The organism is Bradyrhizobium sp. MOS003, from assembly GCF_003020125.1.
GTDB lineage: Bacteria > Pseudomonadota > Alphaproteobacteria > Rhizobiales > Xanthobacteraceae > Bradyrhizobium.
This window is the reverse complement of sequence record NZ_PYFW01000014.1, coordinates 46,459-60,310: the sequence shown is the minus strand read 5'-3', so window position 1 is coordinate 60,310 and position 13,852 is coordinate 46,459. Positions and strand designations below refer to the sequence as shown.

The 13,852-nt window shown below is 63.9% G+C and carries 14 protein-coding genes and 1 pseudogene; 7 read left to right on the top strand and 8 right to left on the bottom strand.

The features are described 5' to 3' along the window. Positions 1–34: 34 nt before the first annotated feature. Positions 35–1,267, bottom strand: coding sequence for a hypothetical protein (locus C7G42_RS32955; protein ID WP_106952999.1), 1,233 nt, complete (start codon positions 1,265–1,267; stop codon positions 35–37). A gap of 172 nt (positions 1,268–1,439) precedes the next feature. On the opposite strand from C7G42_RS32955, the gene C7G42_RS32950 reads away from it, so the two are divergent. Together C7G42_RS32950 and C7G42_RS32945 are read left to right on the top strand one after the other, a co-directional pair. Then, positions 1,440–1,895, top strand: coding sequence for a hypothetical protein (locus C7G42_RS32950; protein WP_147250314.1), 456 nt, complete (start codon positions 1,440–1,442; stop codon positions 1,893–1,895). Between the two features lie 90 nt (positions 1,896–1,985). Then, positions 1,986–2,795, top strand: a complete 810-nt coding sequence (locus C7G42_RS32945; RefSeq protein ID WP_106952997.1) for an ABC transporter substrate-binding protein — start codon at positions 1,986–1,988, stop codon at positions 2,793–2,795. Here the strand turns inward: C7G42_RS32945 and C7G42_RS32940 are convergent. From C7G42_RS32940 to arsC, 3 genes and pseudogenes are all read right to left on the bottom strand, one after another. After that, on the bottom strand, positions 2,769–3,467 hold the full coding sequence (locus tag C7G42_RS32940; RefSeq protein WP_106952996.1) for an ABC transporter permease: 699 nt from the start codon (positions 3,465–3,467) through the stop codon (positions 2,769–2,771). The two genes, C7G42_RS32945 and C7G42_RS32940, sit on opposite strands and share 27 nt — an antisense overlap. Positions 3,468–3,629: 162 nt before the next feature. After that, positions 3,630–3,806, bottom strand: a pseudogene (locus C7G42_RS32935) (aquaporin family protein); the annotation flags it as partial. Beyond that, on the bottom strand, positions 3,806–4,216 hold the full coding sequence (arsC, locus tag C7G42_RS32930) for an arsenate reductase (glutaredoxin) (protein WP_106952995.1): 411 nt from the start codon (positions 4,214–4,216) through the stop codon (positions 3,806–3,808). The pseudogene C7G42_RS32935 and the gene arsC, both read right to left, overlap by 1 nt. Positions 4,217–4,305: 89 nt before the next feature. Between arsC and C7G42_RS35130 the strand changes: the two genes are divergently transcribed. Next, positions 4,306–4,521, top strand: a complete 216-nt coding sequence (locus C7G42_RS35130) for a hypothetical protein (protein ID WP_158537650.1) — start codon at positions 4,306–4,308, stop codon at positions 4,519–4,521. 14 nt (positions 4,522–4,535) lie between these two features. On the opposite strand, the gene pstS is transcribed toward C7G42_RS35130, so the two are convergent. Next, positions 4,536–5,591, bottom strand: a complete 1,056-nt coding sequence (pstS, locus tag C7G42_RS32915; RefSeq protein WP_106952994.1) for a phosphate ABC transporter substrate-binding protein PstS — start codon at positions 5,589–5,591, stop codon at positions 4,536–4,538. A 347-nt stretch (positions 5,592–5,938) separates the two neighbouring features. On the opposite strand from pstS, the gene C7G42_RS32910 reads away from it, so the two are divergent. The 4 genes from C7G42_RS32910 to C7G42_RS32895 all read left to right on the top strand — a co-directional run bounded on the left by C7G42_RS32910 (position 5,939) and on the right by C7G42_RS32895 (position 10,333). Beyond that, a complete protein-coding gene (locus C7G42_RS32910) occupies positions 5,939–6,850 on the top strand; it encodes a 3-hydroxybutyryl-CoA dehydrogenase (RefSeq protein ID WP_106952993.1) in 912 nt (303 codons plus the stop codon). 238 nt (positions 6,851–7,088) lie between these two features. After that, the gene (locus C7G42_RS32905) at positions 7,089–7,553 is read left to right on the top strand and encodes a group III truncated hemoglobin (RefSeq protein ID WP_106952992.1); all 465 of its coding nucleotides are present in this window, start codon (positions 7,089–7,091) and stop codon (positions 7,551–7,553) included. Between the two features lie 263 nt (positions 7,554–7,816). Next, positions 7,817–8,470, top strand: a complete 654-nt coding sequence (locus C7G42_RS32900; protein WP_106953027.1) for a QcrA and Rieske domain-containing protein — start codon at positions 7,817–7,819, stop codon at positions 8,468–8,470. Between the two features lie 138 nt (positions 8,471–8,608). Continuing rightward, a complete protein-coding gene (locus tag C7G42_RS32895; RefSeq protein WP_106952991.1) occupies positions 8,609–10,333 on the top strand; it encodes a methanol/ethanol family PQQ-dependent dehydrogenase in 1,725 nt (574 codons plus the stop codon). Positions 10,334–10,415: 82 nt separating this feature from the next. Here the strand turns inward: C7G42_RS32895 and C7G42_RS32890 are convergent, their stop codons facing one another. The 3 genes from C7G42_RS32890 to C7G42_RS32880 form a co-directional block, all read right to left on the bottom strand. Further along, on the bottom strand, positions 10,416–10,676 hold the full coding sequence (locus C7G42_RS32890; protein ID WP_106952990.1) for a hypothetical protein: 261 nt from the start codon (positions 10,674–10,676) through the stop codon (positions 10,416–10,418). A gap of 72 nt (positions 10,677–10,748) precedes the next feature. Then, positions 10,749–13,076 (bottom strand): xanthine dehydrogenase family protein molybdopterin-binding subunit, encoded by a 2,328-nt coding sequence (locus C7G42_RS32885; protein ID WP_106952989.1) that lies wholly within the window; start codon positions 13,074–13,076, stop codon positions 10,749–10,751. 1 nt (position 13,077) lies between these two features. Continuing rightward, entirely contained in the window at positions 13,078–13,530 is a 453-nt protein-coding gene (locus C7G42_RS32880; protein ID WP_094891237.1) for a (2Fe-2S)-binding protein, read from the bottom strand. Positions 13,531–13,852: the final 322 nt, after the last annotated feature.

Here is a 13,852-nt window from a genome sequence, read left to right as displayed (position 1 = left end):
TAGCACGGTGCGACGGCGCTTGCAGCGGAAAGGATCAGGCGAGAGCGGCCTGGCGTTCCCGCACCGGTTCGCGAACCCGGTCGAGCTTCCCCTGCTCGGCGAGCCGGGTGAAGTTGCGATGGCTCGCCTGCGCGGGGGCCTCGACGATGACGCCCTCGCAGACGATCTGTCCGCCGAGCATCTTGAACTCCAGCTTGTCGTAGCGCGGCATCGTCTCGCCCGGCGCCGGCGGCAGCAGCCCGACGCTGCCCTGGATATTCAGCGTGGCTTCACCGGTGCCGTGAAGGCGGGGATTCCACATCCTGATTCCGCTTTCCGCCCAGCGCTGCCGGATCAGCGCGGCGCGATCGGCGGGTTCGGTGGCTTTCGCGCGAAGTTTCGGCGAACTGCGAATCTCTTCAACCGGAGTCGCGAGAGCCGGAGCCGGCTCATCATGGGTGGCCACGACGGCGTCGGCGGAAGAATCCTCCGCAACGACAGGGGCGGGATCGCCTGCCGCGGCCGGCTCGATGGTCATCGCAGCGCTGGAGGTGGGGGCGCTGTCGAGGCTGTCTTCAGCGACCGGCTCCGCCGAGACATCGCGATCGGCAAGGGTGACCTGAGAGTCGTCTACAACGGGCCCGACATCCACGGCCGCAACAGTGGAGGGGTCGTCGGCAACGACGAGAGCGGGAGCGTCAACCGGAGCGACTTCAACGGAAGCGATCGCGACATTGGACGAGGTCTGCTCCGCCAGATCAGGCTCAACGTCGGCCGCGAGCTCGGGCGATGGATCGCTGCCGATGATGGGCTCGGCCGCTTTGGCCGGCTCGTCGGCGGCGTCGATGGTAGCGACCGCTTCTGTGGCGACGGGCTCGAGTGTCGTCGAACGCTCCAAAGGCGCATCGTCGCCCTTAACGGGTTCAGGACCATCGACTGGTTTGGGACCATCGACTGTCCCGCCAGCCACTTCGTCCGAAACTAAAACCTCAGCCACCAAGACCGGCTGGAATCCCGTCGGCGCCTGCTGCAGGGAATCGTCGCTGCCGCCGACATCAGCTGGTGTTTCCGCGATGGCAGGATGGGCAGTGCCGTCCTCGGCGACCGCGGCGTCGCTGCGCAGCGGTTCAGTGCTGATGCCGGTGTCGAGGGCCGGAAGAGCTTCGGCGCTGTCGGCGACGATGACAGGCTGTTCCGCGGCGACTGCCGCACCGTCGATGCTGCCGCCATGCGGCAATGGCCGAAGCCGGGTGAACGCCCATTTCACCGCTGGGATGCGGCGCAGCAACGATATCAGTCTCGAAAGCACTGGGAGTTGTCCAAGAGGTACTCGGCGTGAGGCAATCGCTGATTCGCCAGCAATGTGAAAAACTGCCCCGGCCGTCACACCCCTGTCAATGCAGGGGAGATCAATTGCAGAACATCTGCAGCGTACGGCGGTGAGGGATGAAGCGTCAGCCATGACGGCGCGCCCGAAAGATCATCGTAAGGCCATGGCTTGGCCGATCGATGTGACGGCGACCACAGTCCAACCCGGCCGAAATGGTGACGCTCTGCTTCGAAAGCGAAGGAGAGGAAACGTGATCCACAAGATCTGTCTGGCTGCGATCATCGCAATTTTCGTCGGTGCCCCGGCGCTTGCGGACAATCTCACGCCGAAAATCGCGGCTCACCTCATCCCGCCCAATGCTGAGATCCACATCTCCTGGACCAGCCCCGCGTCCGATCCGGACGGTCGCACGATCGAAGCGGCTTGCGGCGAGATCACGGTTCGCAACGACAAGGGCTTTTCGACAACGTCCTTTGCGTATGTCATCGACGACGACAAGCTTTGGCAGGCCTGGAAGATCGAGTGGATGAAGGAGCCGGAGCCGCAGGGCGTTCGCCGCGTGATGCGATATTGTCCCGGTCGTTGACGAACGGCGCATAGCTGCACCGAATCCAGGTTCCCCGTGTCGTTCTCTCAGGCTAGTCTGGAGCCCTCGCATCTGGTGCAGGGACGATATATGAAAAGAATAGTCGCGGTCGGAGCGGCTCTGCTCTGGTCCACCATCGCGTTCGCGCAGGACCGCACCATCACGGTCGCCTCGACCACCTCGACGGAACAATCGGGCCTGTTCGACCATCTGCTGCCGTTGTTCTCGAAGGACGAGGGCATTAGCGTGAAGGTCGTTGCCGTGGGCACCGGCCAGGCGCTCGATATCGGGCGGCGTGGTGATGCCGACGTGGTGTTCGTCCATGACCGGGTTGCCGAAGATAAGTTCATGTCCGAAGGGCAGGGCGTGAAGCGCTTCGACGTCATGTACAACGACTTCGTCATCGTCGGTCCCCAGAGCGATCCGGCGAAGATCGCGGGCGGCAAGGACGTCACCGATGCGCTGCGCAAGATCGCGACCGCCAAGGCGCCGTTCATCTCGCGCGGCGACAAGTCCGGCACGCATGCGGCCGAGCTCCGGCTGTGGAAGGAGGCGGGCGTCGATCTCGGCGCCGGCAAGGACAGCTGGTATCGCGAGATCGGCCAGGGCATGGGCCCAGCGCTGAACATGGCGTCGTCATCGAACGCTTATGTTTTGTCGGACCGCGGCACCTGGTTGTCCTTCAAGAATCGCGGCGAGCTTGCGGTCCTGACCGAGGGCGACAAGCGGCTGTTCAACCAGTACGGCGTCATGCTGGTCGACCCGGCCAAGCATGCAAACGTGAAGGCGAAGGACGGGCAGGCCTTCATCGACTGGCTGGTCTCGCCGAAGGGGCAGCAGGCGATCGCCGCCTACAAGGTCGGCGGCGAGCAGCTATTTTTCCCCAACGCGTCCCACTAGCACGAAGGCGACGGTCGACACCGCCACGCTGAGCGCGAGCAGGATCAGCCCCAATCCGAGCGCCAGCGGCAGATCGCCCTTGCTGGTCTCCAGCGCGATCGCGGTCGTCATCGTCCGCGTGAAGCCGCGGATGTTGCCGCCGACGATGATGATGGCGCCGACCTCGGCAATGGCGCGCCCGAACGCAGCGAGAAAGGCTGTCAGCAGCGAGGTCCGCCCGAGCGCAAACAGCAGCGCCATGCTGCGGAAGGCCGACAGCCCGTCGATCCGTGCGAGGTCGCCATATTCCGCCCACAGCAGGCTCGCGGGCCGGTGCACCAGCGCCACCACGATCGGGGTGGCGAGCAGCGTCTGCGCGATCACCATGGCGGCCGGCGTGAACAGCAGTCCAGCCGCCCCGAGCGGGCCGGACCGCGACAGCAGAAGATAGAGCGCGAGCCCGACCACGACCGGCGGAAGGCCGAGCAGCGCATTGGTCAGCACGATGATGACCTGACGCCCGCGGAAACGCGTGATCGCAAGCAAGGCGCCGATCGGAGCACCGATCAGTAGCGCCATGACGCTCGCGGTCAGGCTGACGCGCACCGACAATGCGACGATGCCGAGCAGCTCGGCGTCGGCTTCGCCGATCAGCGAGAGCGCCGCCCCAATGGATCGTGCGAAGTCGTTCATGCGGCCTGACGCGTCGGCGCCGGGCGGAATGCTTCCTGATGGTCGATATCGGGTCTTCGAAGTCTCTTCACGGACCGGTTCCTGCGAGTCTTGCTGACAGCCACAGAATACCCGGGAGGGACGGTTTGCAAACGCGATTCATTCGGAAAGTGACCGTCGGGCGAAGATCAGGATCAGCACGACGAGGATTGCGCCGGTGGCGATCGTATTGCACAGCAGCGCTGGCGCGACGTTTCCACCGGAGAGCTTCTGAGCCATGATCCCGGAGCCGACCACGGCAGCGAGCGGGAACGCCGTCCCGAGCCACCCGGCGAAGACGCGCCGTGCGAGGCTCGGCATCAGGTGTTGCGATCCAGCCGCACGCGCTCGCCGTCTTCCTTGACGAATTCACCCCGCTGCGGCGGCAGCAGATCCAGCACCCGCTCGGAGGGGCGGCAGAGCCTGACGCCTTTCGGCGTCACCACGATCGGGCGGTTGATCAGGATCGGATGCGCCATCATCGCGTCGAGCAATTGATCGTCGGTCAACGCCGGGTTGGCGAGCCCGAGCTCGGCGTAGGGGGCAGCCTTCTCGCGGATTGCCTCTCGCACCGAAATCCCCATGCGCGCGATGAGTTGCTGCAGCAGGACGCGCGACGGTGGCGTCTTCAAATATTCGATCACGTGCGGCTCGATGCCGGCATGCCGGATCATGGCAAGCGCGTTGCGCGACGTGCCGCATTCGGGGTTGTGGTAGATGATCACGTCCATGGCAGATGCCCTCGTGCTCAGCATCAAGCCCGCGAGGTCGCCGGCGCACTCGCGCACGAGGCGGAGCAGAATCCGATGGAATGGGAGAGATGCTCGACGGACACGTGAACATGCAGGCGCTTCATGGTCTGTCCTCTCAGGCTAACACTTTGCCGCGCTTCCGCGCCGGTTTCGAAGGCTTTGCCGGGGCGCATGATGCTCCGCCGCAGCAGTTTTCGGTCAGCAATCCGACCAGCGCGATTATTGAAATGATGGGCGGATGTCAATCGAGATTGGCGTACGGAACGCCAATCTCGATAGGGTGATCGGCCTTCGAGGTTCAGCGTTTGACGGTCGCCGATGCCGAAATTCTGGGGGAAGCGTCGATGCTCTGCTGCCAATAGTGTTCGATCTGGTCGATCAAGGCGGGCGGGAGCGGGACGTAGTTGAGTGTCTGGGCCTGGGACCTGCCGTTCTCGAGCGACCAGCGGACGAAGTCGATGGCGGCTGTCGATCGTTCCGGTGATTTCGGAGCCTTCGGCATCAGCACGAATGTCGTCGCCGTGATCGGGTAGGCGTCTTCGCCGGGCGCGTTGGTAAGCACGAGATGGAAATCATTCTCCGCCTTCCAGTCCGCGCTTGATGCCGCCGCCTGAAATGATGCCGCGTCGGGCACGACATAATTGCCGGCGCTGTTCTGCACGATCCCGAAGGAAATCCGGTCGAGCCGTTGCAGCGCGTAAGTGTATTCGAGATAGCCGATCGCGCCGGGAACGAGGCTGACGAGCGAAGCAACGCCGTCATTGCCCCGGCCGCCGAGGCCGAGCGGCCACTCGACGGAGGTGCCTTCGCCCACGCCGGCTTTCCATTGCGGGCTGACCTTCGAAAGGTAGTTCGACCAGTTGAACGTCGTGCCGGAGCCGTCGGTGCGATGAACCACCGTGATCGCAGCGTTCGGCAATCTCACGTCGGGGTTGATTGCGCCGATCGCGGGATCGTTCCAGAATTTGAGCTTACCGAGGTAGATGTCGGCGAGGACCTGCCCGGTGAAACGGATCTGGCCAGGCTTGATGCTCTCGATATTGACCACAGGCACGACGCCTCCGATCACGATCGGGAATTGCATCAGCCCGAGCCTGGCCAGCTCCTTCGGGTCGAGCGGCATGTCGCTGGCGCCGAAATCGACGGATTCCTTCTTGATCAGGCCGAGGCCGATGCCGGAGCCGACGGCTTGATAGCTGACGACGTTGCCGGTCTTGGCCTCGTACGCATCGGCCCATTTCGCCATCACGGGCGAAACGAAAGTTGAGCCGGCGCCTCTGGTTTCGGCAGCCACGCTTTGCGTGGCCACGAGCAGGGCGGTGAGGATGACGGACAGCCTGATGTGGTTTGTCATGTGCGCGACGCCAACAGGTGAGGCACGAAGCCGATGTGGAGGATGTCACAAGGGCGTCGCGACGCATTCGCGCTGGCCATTGCGCATCGACTACACCACGCGGTTCGTGGCCGCCGCGTCGTCCGATTGGTGGAGATCGAGGTCCGGTCCGAATCGTGCTGGGCTTTGGCGGTCCTCCCGCTGCGCGGCGCCGGGCCAGGCGCGGGCGCAGATTCCGGGCAAACCGCCTGCCAAGGTGGCCAAATCGTACCCTTCCGCGGCCGACGGCGGCTTTATTCCCGCTATGGATGCTTTAAAGGAAGAGGCAGGATCAGGTCGCAGCCGCCCGCCGGCGGTGCCGGAGCCTGATGCAGGAACAATGGGCCGGGCCGGGACGGCTCGCCCGCAAGGATGAAGGATATGAGGCAATGATCCAGACCGTTGGCATCATCGGGGCAGGGACCATGGGGAATGGTATCGCGCAAATCTGCGCGGCGGCCGGGCTCTCGGTCGTGATGGTCGACATTTCCGATGCGGCGGTGAACCGCGGGCTGTCGACCGTCGGCGGCAGCCTCGAGCGCCTGGTCAAGAAGGAGAAGATGTCGGCGGCCGATCGCGAGGCGGTGCTCAAGCGCATTACCGGCACGACGGACCGCGCCAGGCTGACCGATTGCGATCTCGTCATCGAGGCCGCGACCGAGAACGAGGAACTCAAGGTCAAAATCCTGAAGGACCTCTGCGCGACGTTGTCGCCGCGCACGCTGCTCGCGACCAATACCTCGTCGATCTCGATCACGAAGCTCGCTGCGGCGACCGATCGTCCCGACCGTTTCATCGGCATGCACTTCTTCAACCCGGTGCCCGTGATGGCGCTGCTGGAGCTGATCCGCGGCCTGCAGACTTCCGACGACACCCACGCCAAGGCACTCGATTTCGCCAAGCGCGTCGGCAAGGTGGCGATCACCGCCAAGAACAGCCCGGGCTTCGCCGTCAACCGCATCCTGTGCCCGATGATCAACGAGGCGATCTTCGCGCTCCAGGAAGGGATCGCGACCGCGGAAGAGATCGACGCCGGCATGAAGCTCGGTTGCAACCACCCGATCGGGCCGCTGGCTCTGGCCGATCTCGTCGGGCTCGACACCATGCTTTCGGTGATGGAGGTCTTTTACAAGGGCTTCAACGACCCCAAATACCGTCCGGCCCCCTTGCTCAGGGAAATGGTCGATGCCGGCCATCTCGGCCGCAAGACGGGGCAGGGCTTTTACGCATACGGTACTTGATCGTCTGCGATTTGTGCCAGGACAAGGACGGTCCCGGCACGTCGGCCCATCATGCGGAGGCGCAGTTCCTTCTCCCCTTGTGGGAGAAGGTGGCGCGAAGCGCCGGATGAGCGTTGTTTCCACTGGCTCCAATGCTTGAAGCGCAAGTGGAGAGATACCCCTCACCCGTCTCGCCGCTCTGCGGCGAGCCACCCTCTCCCACAAGGGGCGAGGGGAAGCAGAACGGACGAAGAAAAATATGTCGGATCGACTGAAGGCCGAGCGCGAAGCTGCGGTCGCACGGCGGAACCTGCTGACCCAGGATGCGATCGAGCGTACCGGGATCACCGAAGATATGATCGGGGAACTCGTCACCCGTTTCTACGGACGCGTGCGCGAGGATGCGCTGCTGGGACCCGTGTTCGCGATTGTGCAGAACTGGGACGAGCATCTCGCCAAGCTCGGGGATTTCTGGTCGTCGGTCGTCCTGATGAGCGGTCGCTATCATGGCTCGCCGATGCGGGCGCATATGCCGCTGAGTCTGGCCGGCGATCATTTCGACCGCTGGCTCGATCTGTTCGAACAGACGGCGCGCGAGGTTTGTCCGCCGCCGGCCGCCGCCCTGTTCATCGACAAGGCGCGGCGCATCGCCGACAGTTTCGAAATGGCATCGGCTACCGTCGCGGGTTCGATCGCCGCGCCGCGCCACGTGCTCAGATCCTGACGACGAACGGCTGCCTCCAAACCATGCAGTGACGTCGCGCTGCGTTTGCGCAGCGCGAAGAATAGCGCGCTGCACCAATTCCGGCATCATCGGTCTGATCTGCAAAATCATCATGCCGCTCGCGCGGCACGACGTTGAAGTTGTGAAAATGCGCTTGAATGCGTTCATCGTCATTCAATCAGCGCGAGCAAAGCCATATTGATGCACTGCGGCGCCAATTCTTCGCCTTGTTTTCGGCAGAGTTCCAGCGCCAGCTTGTGGACATGTCCCGCGCATCCTTCACCACGAATTCCTCATCGTCCGAAAACCCTGGGGAGCCCGAAGCCGACGCGTGCGCCGAGCAGACGCGGCGAACGGTCCTGCTCGGCGCACTTGCCACCACCGCGTGCCTCGGTTGTTCCACACATGCGCGCGCGGACGAAGATCCGCCCGGTTCCGACGAACGGCCCCAGAAGGGCGATGTGCTCGTCTTCTCCGAAGGCGACAAGGAGGGAAAGCTGATCACCGCGGCCGACCTGCCTGCCGGCGGACCGCCGGTGCATGCCTGGCCGAAGGATCCCAAGACATCGGTGGTGCGCAGCGCCTCGCGTCTCAACGAGATCCTGGTCATCCGGCTCGATCCGGCCGAGCTCGATGACAAGACGCGCGAGCGCGCCGTCGACGGCATCATCGCCTATTCGGCGATCTGCTCGCATGCCGGCTGTCCCGTCACCGCCTGGGTGAAGAGCGATGTCGGCGACAAAGAGGTGTTCAAGTGCATGTGCCACAACTCCGAATACGATCCCCGCGCAGGTGCGCAGGTCGTTTTCGGGCCGGCGCCGCGGCGGCTCGCGACGCTGCCGATTGCGCTGGCTGACGGCGCGGTCAGCGTGGCCGGCAATTTCATCGGAAAGGTGGGAGGCGTGCAGCCAGGATGATGGACGGTGCGGGACATGCCCGCGTCACGAGAGGCCGCATCCGCCGAGGGGCGGACGACGGGACGACAAGAATTCAAAACAACAATTCAAAACAAGAATTCAAAACAAGATTCAAACGGATGAAAAAGGGGAACGTCCATGACCAAAAAGCAATGGTACCTGTCCGGCTTCGTCGCCTTCACCTGTCTCGTCTCGACCGCCGCGAGCGCTGGCCCGATCGAGAATTATTCTCCGGTGACCCAACAGCGCCTGGAGAATCCGGAACCCAGCAACTGGATGCTCTATCGGCGCACCTATGACGGGCAGGGCTATAGTCCGCTCGACCAGATCAACACCTCGAACGTGAAGACTCTCACGCCGGTTTGGACGTTTGCCACCGGTGTGGTCGAGGGCCACGAGGCGCCGCCGCTCGTCAACAACGGCGTGATGTTCGTGACGACTCCGATGGGACAGGTGATCGCGATCAACGCCAGGACCGGCGACGAATATTGGCGCTACAAGCGGCAGCTCCCCGACGATCTGTTCCAGTTGCATCCGACCAATCGCGGCGTCGGCCTGTGGGAGGACAAGCTCTATCTCGCCACCACCGACGACCATGTCGTCGCGCTCGACGCCAAGACCGGCAAGGTCCTGTGGGACACCAAGGTGCAGGACTACAGGAAGGGTCAGTATATGACCCTGATGCCGCTGATTATCGAGGGCAAGGTCATCGTCGGCGGCTCCGGTGGCGAGCTCGGCGTGCGCGGTTACGTCGCCGCGTTCGATGCCAAGGACGGCAAGGAGCTGTGGCGCACTTTCACCATTCCCGGCGAGGGCGAGCCCGGTCACGACACCTGGCAGGGCGACGATTGGAAGACCGGCGGCGGTTCTGCCTGGATGACCGGCAATTACGACAAGGATACGAAGACGATCTATTGGGGCGTTGGTAACGCCGCGCCGTGGCCGGGCGAGACGCATCCCGGCGACAATCTCTACACTTCCTCGGTGCTCGCGCTTGATCCGAACAACGGCAAGATCAAAACCTATCACCAGTACCACCAGAACGATTCCTGGGATTGGGACGAGGTCGATGCACCCATGCTGATCGACCTGCAACGCGATGGCCGTACCATCAAGAGCCTGATCCATCCCGGCCGCGACGCGATCTTCTGGGTGCTGGAGCGCACCCCGACCAAGATCAACTACGTCGCCGGATGGCCGTTCGTCGCAACCGACGTCTGGAAGGGCATCGACGAGACCGGCAAGCCGATCGTCGATCCCGCGCACAAGCCGGTGATCGGCAAGCGCGTTGAGTTCTGTCCGTCATTGTGGGGCGGCAAGGATTGGCCGTCGGCGGCCTACAGCCAGAAGACCGGGCTCGTCTATGTGCCGGCCAACGAGAATTTCTGCGGCGGCTTCACCGGCGAGAAGGTTCCGCTCAAGGCGGGTGAGCTCTGGCTCGGCACCAAGCCTGAGGACATCGGCCTGAAGACAAAGCCGGGCGCCGATCATTTCGGCGAACTCCAGGCCTGGGATCCCGCCACCGGCAAGAAGGTGTGGCAGCACAACTTCCCGAAGTCGCAGTTGTTCGGCTCGGTGACGGCGACTGCCGGCGATCTCGTCTTCGTCGGCGGCACCAATGACCGCAATTTCCGTGCCTTCAACGCCAAGACCGGCGAATTGCTGTGGGAGCAGAAGACCAACTCCGGCATCATGGGCATGCCGGTGTCCTACGAGATCGACGGCACCCAGTACATCGCGATCCAGTCGGGATGGGGTGTCGACGCGCAACGCATCCAGGATGCGCTGGTGACCAACAACATCGGCATCGAAGCCAATGTGCCGCAAGGCGGCGTCGTCTGGGTGTTCGCGCTGAAGAAGTAGCTCCGCGGGCGGATCGAAAGAAGCGGAGCAGCAGGGGGGCAAATGCGGCGGACGGCAACGTCCGCCGCATTCTTGCGTGTTCCTACTTTCCCGTCCGCTCGACCTTGTCCTTTTCCTTCTGGTTCATTTCCTGAACCTTGGGATCCGGATTGTGCTGTCCGGTGGTCTGTGTGGTCGAGGCGGGCGGAGCGTTGGCGTTGGGCAGCGAGTTCTGGTCCGGCGCGGAGGGGCGCGTCGCGGTGGCTGGTGGGGCGGTGTTGCCTTGGGCGAATGCGCCGGAGGCCGTCAAAAGAAAAGCGCCCGACAGCAATGAGACTGCGAGCGCCCTTGGGATGTTGGTCATCGATCTGCTCCTGTCAGGTCGATGGAAACGGCGCGAGACGGCTTGTGTTCCCTCTCGCGCCGTTGTTTAGGCTCACGCCTCCAATTGCTTGCCGAGCGGCAGGCTGCGGATGCGTTTTCCCGTCGCGGCGAAGATCGCGTTCATCAGTGCCGGCGCAAACGGCGGGACGCCGGGCTCGCCGACGCCGCTCGGTGGGGTGTCCGGTCCGGGCGGCACGATGTAGACATTGGTCAGCGCAGGCGACTCGTCGATCCTGACGACCTGGAAGTCGTCAAAATTCTTCTGCTGCACCTTGCCGTCCTTGAAGCTGATCTCGCCGTATTTGGCGAGGCTCAGCCCCATGATCGCCGCGCCCTCGATCTGCGAGGCGATGCGTTCGGGGTTGACATAGGTGCCGCAGTCGATGGCTGTGTCGACCCGTGGCACCGTCAGCTTGCCCTTGTCGTCGACGGCGACCTCGACGATCGTCGCGATGTAGCTGACAAAGCTGCGGTGCACGGCGATGCCGAGACCATGGCCCTTCGGGACCTGCCGGCCCCATTCGCCCTTCTCGGCCACCAGCTCGACCACCTTGCGCAGGCGCGCGGTGTCGATCGGGTAGCTGTCCTGGGGCTCGCCGTAGTTCCACATGTCCTTTACCGCGGGCTTGACGATGCGCGGGCTGCCGATCAGCGCGAGCAGCGTCTCTTTCTGGTCGCGCCCGGTTGCAGCTGCGATCTCGCCGACCATCGATTGCACCGCAAACGCACGCGGAATGTTCGAGACCGAGCGGAACCAGCCGATGCGGGTGAATGCCGCGGCCTCCGGGTTCTCGCAGGAGATGTTGGCGATTTCGAACGGCATGTCGACGAGTCCCATGCCGAGCTCGAAGGGCGCCGCGTGCTTGGCGCCCGCCGCGAAGGTCGAGGCGATGGTCGGAGCGACGCTGCGATGGCGCCACGCGATCACCTTGCCGCTCTTGTCCAGGCCCGCCTCGATGCGCTCCACCGAGACAGTGTGCAGGAAGTCGTGGTGCACGTCGTCCTCGCGCGTCCACTGCACTTTCACGGGCGCACCGAGCTCCTTCGACAGCAGCGCGGCCTCGAGCGCGAAGTCGCATTTCGACTTGCGGCCGAAACCGCCGCCGAGCAGCGTCACGTTGACGGTGACATTGCCCTCGGGGATACCGAGCGTCTTGGCGACGTCTTCGCGGGTGCCGCCGGGGCTCTGCACCGGCGCCCAGATCTCCGCCTTGTCGCCCTTGACGTCGGCAACCGCGACCGGCGGCTCCATGCTGGCATGGGCGAGGTGGGGCAGGTAATATTCGCCGACGACGACCTTGTCGGCGGTCTTGAGTGCGGCGTCGGCATCACCCTCGGCGCGCACGACGAGGCCGGGCTTGCGCGAGGCCTCCTCGAGTTCCTTGCGATAGGCGACCGAGTCGTATTTGCCGTTGGCGCCATCGTCCCAGGTCAGCTTCAGGGCGTCGCGGCCCTTGATCGCAGCGCCGGTATTACGGGCGATCACCGCGACACCGCCGAGCGGCTGGAACTTCGACGGCCAGGGCCAGCCCTGAACCTTCATCACCTTCTCGACGCCGGGAATCTTCAGCGCCGTATCAGGATCGAAGGAAACCAGCTTGCCCCCTGTGACCGGCGGACGCGCGATCACGGCATATTTCATGCCGGGCAACCGCACATCGGCGCCGTAAAGCGCCTTGCCGGTAGTGATGTCGTGGAGATCGACGATCCCGACCTGGCCCTTGCCGAGATAGCGGAAATCCTTGGGATCCTTCAGCTTGAGGCCTTCGATGCTGGGCATCGATTCCTTGGCGGCATCGGCGGCGAGTTCGCCGAAACCGAGCTTGCGCCCGCTGGCGCTGTGGACGACCTCGTGATTGACGGCCTTGACTTCGGTCGCCGGCACGCCCCAGCGCTTCGCCGCGGCCTGCTCCAGCATGGTGCGGGCGGCGGCGCCGATCTGGCGCATCGGAATCAGATAATGCCGCGTGCTGCGCGAGCCGTCGGTATCCTGGTTGCCGAACTTGACCTCGTCGCCGTGGGCCTGCTTCACCTTGACCCTGGACCAATCGGCTTCCATCTCCTCGGCCACGATCAGCGGCAGGCTGGTGCGGACGCCTGTGCCCATCTCGGAACGGTGGGCGAGGATGGTGACGATGCCGTCGGGCCCGACCGCGACGAACACGCGCGGGTCGACCACGACGCCATGCGGCATTTTGCCCGCGCCGGTCTCATAGGCGAACGCCTGTCGCGACATCACCGGTGCGGCCAGCACGAAGCCGCCGGTGATGCCAAGGCCCTTCAGGATGCTGCGGCGCGAGACCTTCTCGATCTTGATGTTCTTTTCGAAGCCAGTTTTTTCAAAGCCATGGAGCTTGCCGGGATTGTCGATGAAATTCATGTCACACTCCCGTCGATGCGAGATGGACCGCGTTCTCGATGCGCTGGTAGCAGCCGCAGCGGCAGATGTTGCCGGACATCGCCTCGCGGATCTGGTCATGCGAAGGCTTCGGGTTGTCCATCAGAAGCGCGGCGGCCTGCATGATCTGGCCGGCCTGGCAGAAGCCGCATTGGGGCACGTTGACCTGGCGCCAAGCCTTCTGCACCGGATGATCGCCGTTCGGATGCAGCCCCTCGATCGTGGTGACCTCACGTCCGGCGACGTCGTTGATCGACGTAATGCAGGAGCGCACCGCTTCCTTGTCGACGATGACGGTGCAGCTGCCGCACAGGGCCTGGCCGCAGCCGAACTTGGTGCCGGTGAGCCCGGCTTCGTCACGCAGGAACCAGAGTAACGGGAGATCCGGGTCGCCGTCCCAGCTCTGTTCCTGGCCGTTGATCTTCACCTTGATCATGATCTTCCCTCGCTCTTCATAAGCATGCCAAATTCAAAATTCGCCGACATTGGTCGGCGACGGTTGATGCCTCGTCTCGCCACATCCCGCCGTCGTCCCGCGCGGGCAAATCCCGGAGGGAGGCAGAAGTGCCGATGGAGATGTCTGGATGTGCTCGATACCTCCCGTTTTTGTTCTTGATTGTTGAACGTCGTGCGGCATCGTGACGGCGCGACCATAGCAGAGACCACGCAGGCCCGGCGTTCACAGCCGGGTGTTCTCACCGGGAAAAGATTGCATCGAGGATTTGTCAAAAGCAGGGCGCGTCATCGCGCCGCGTAGA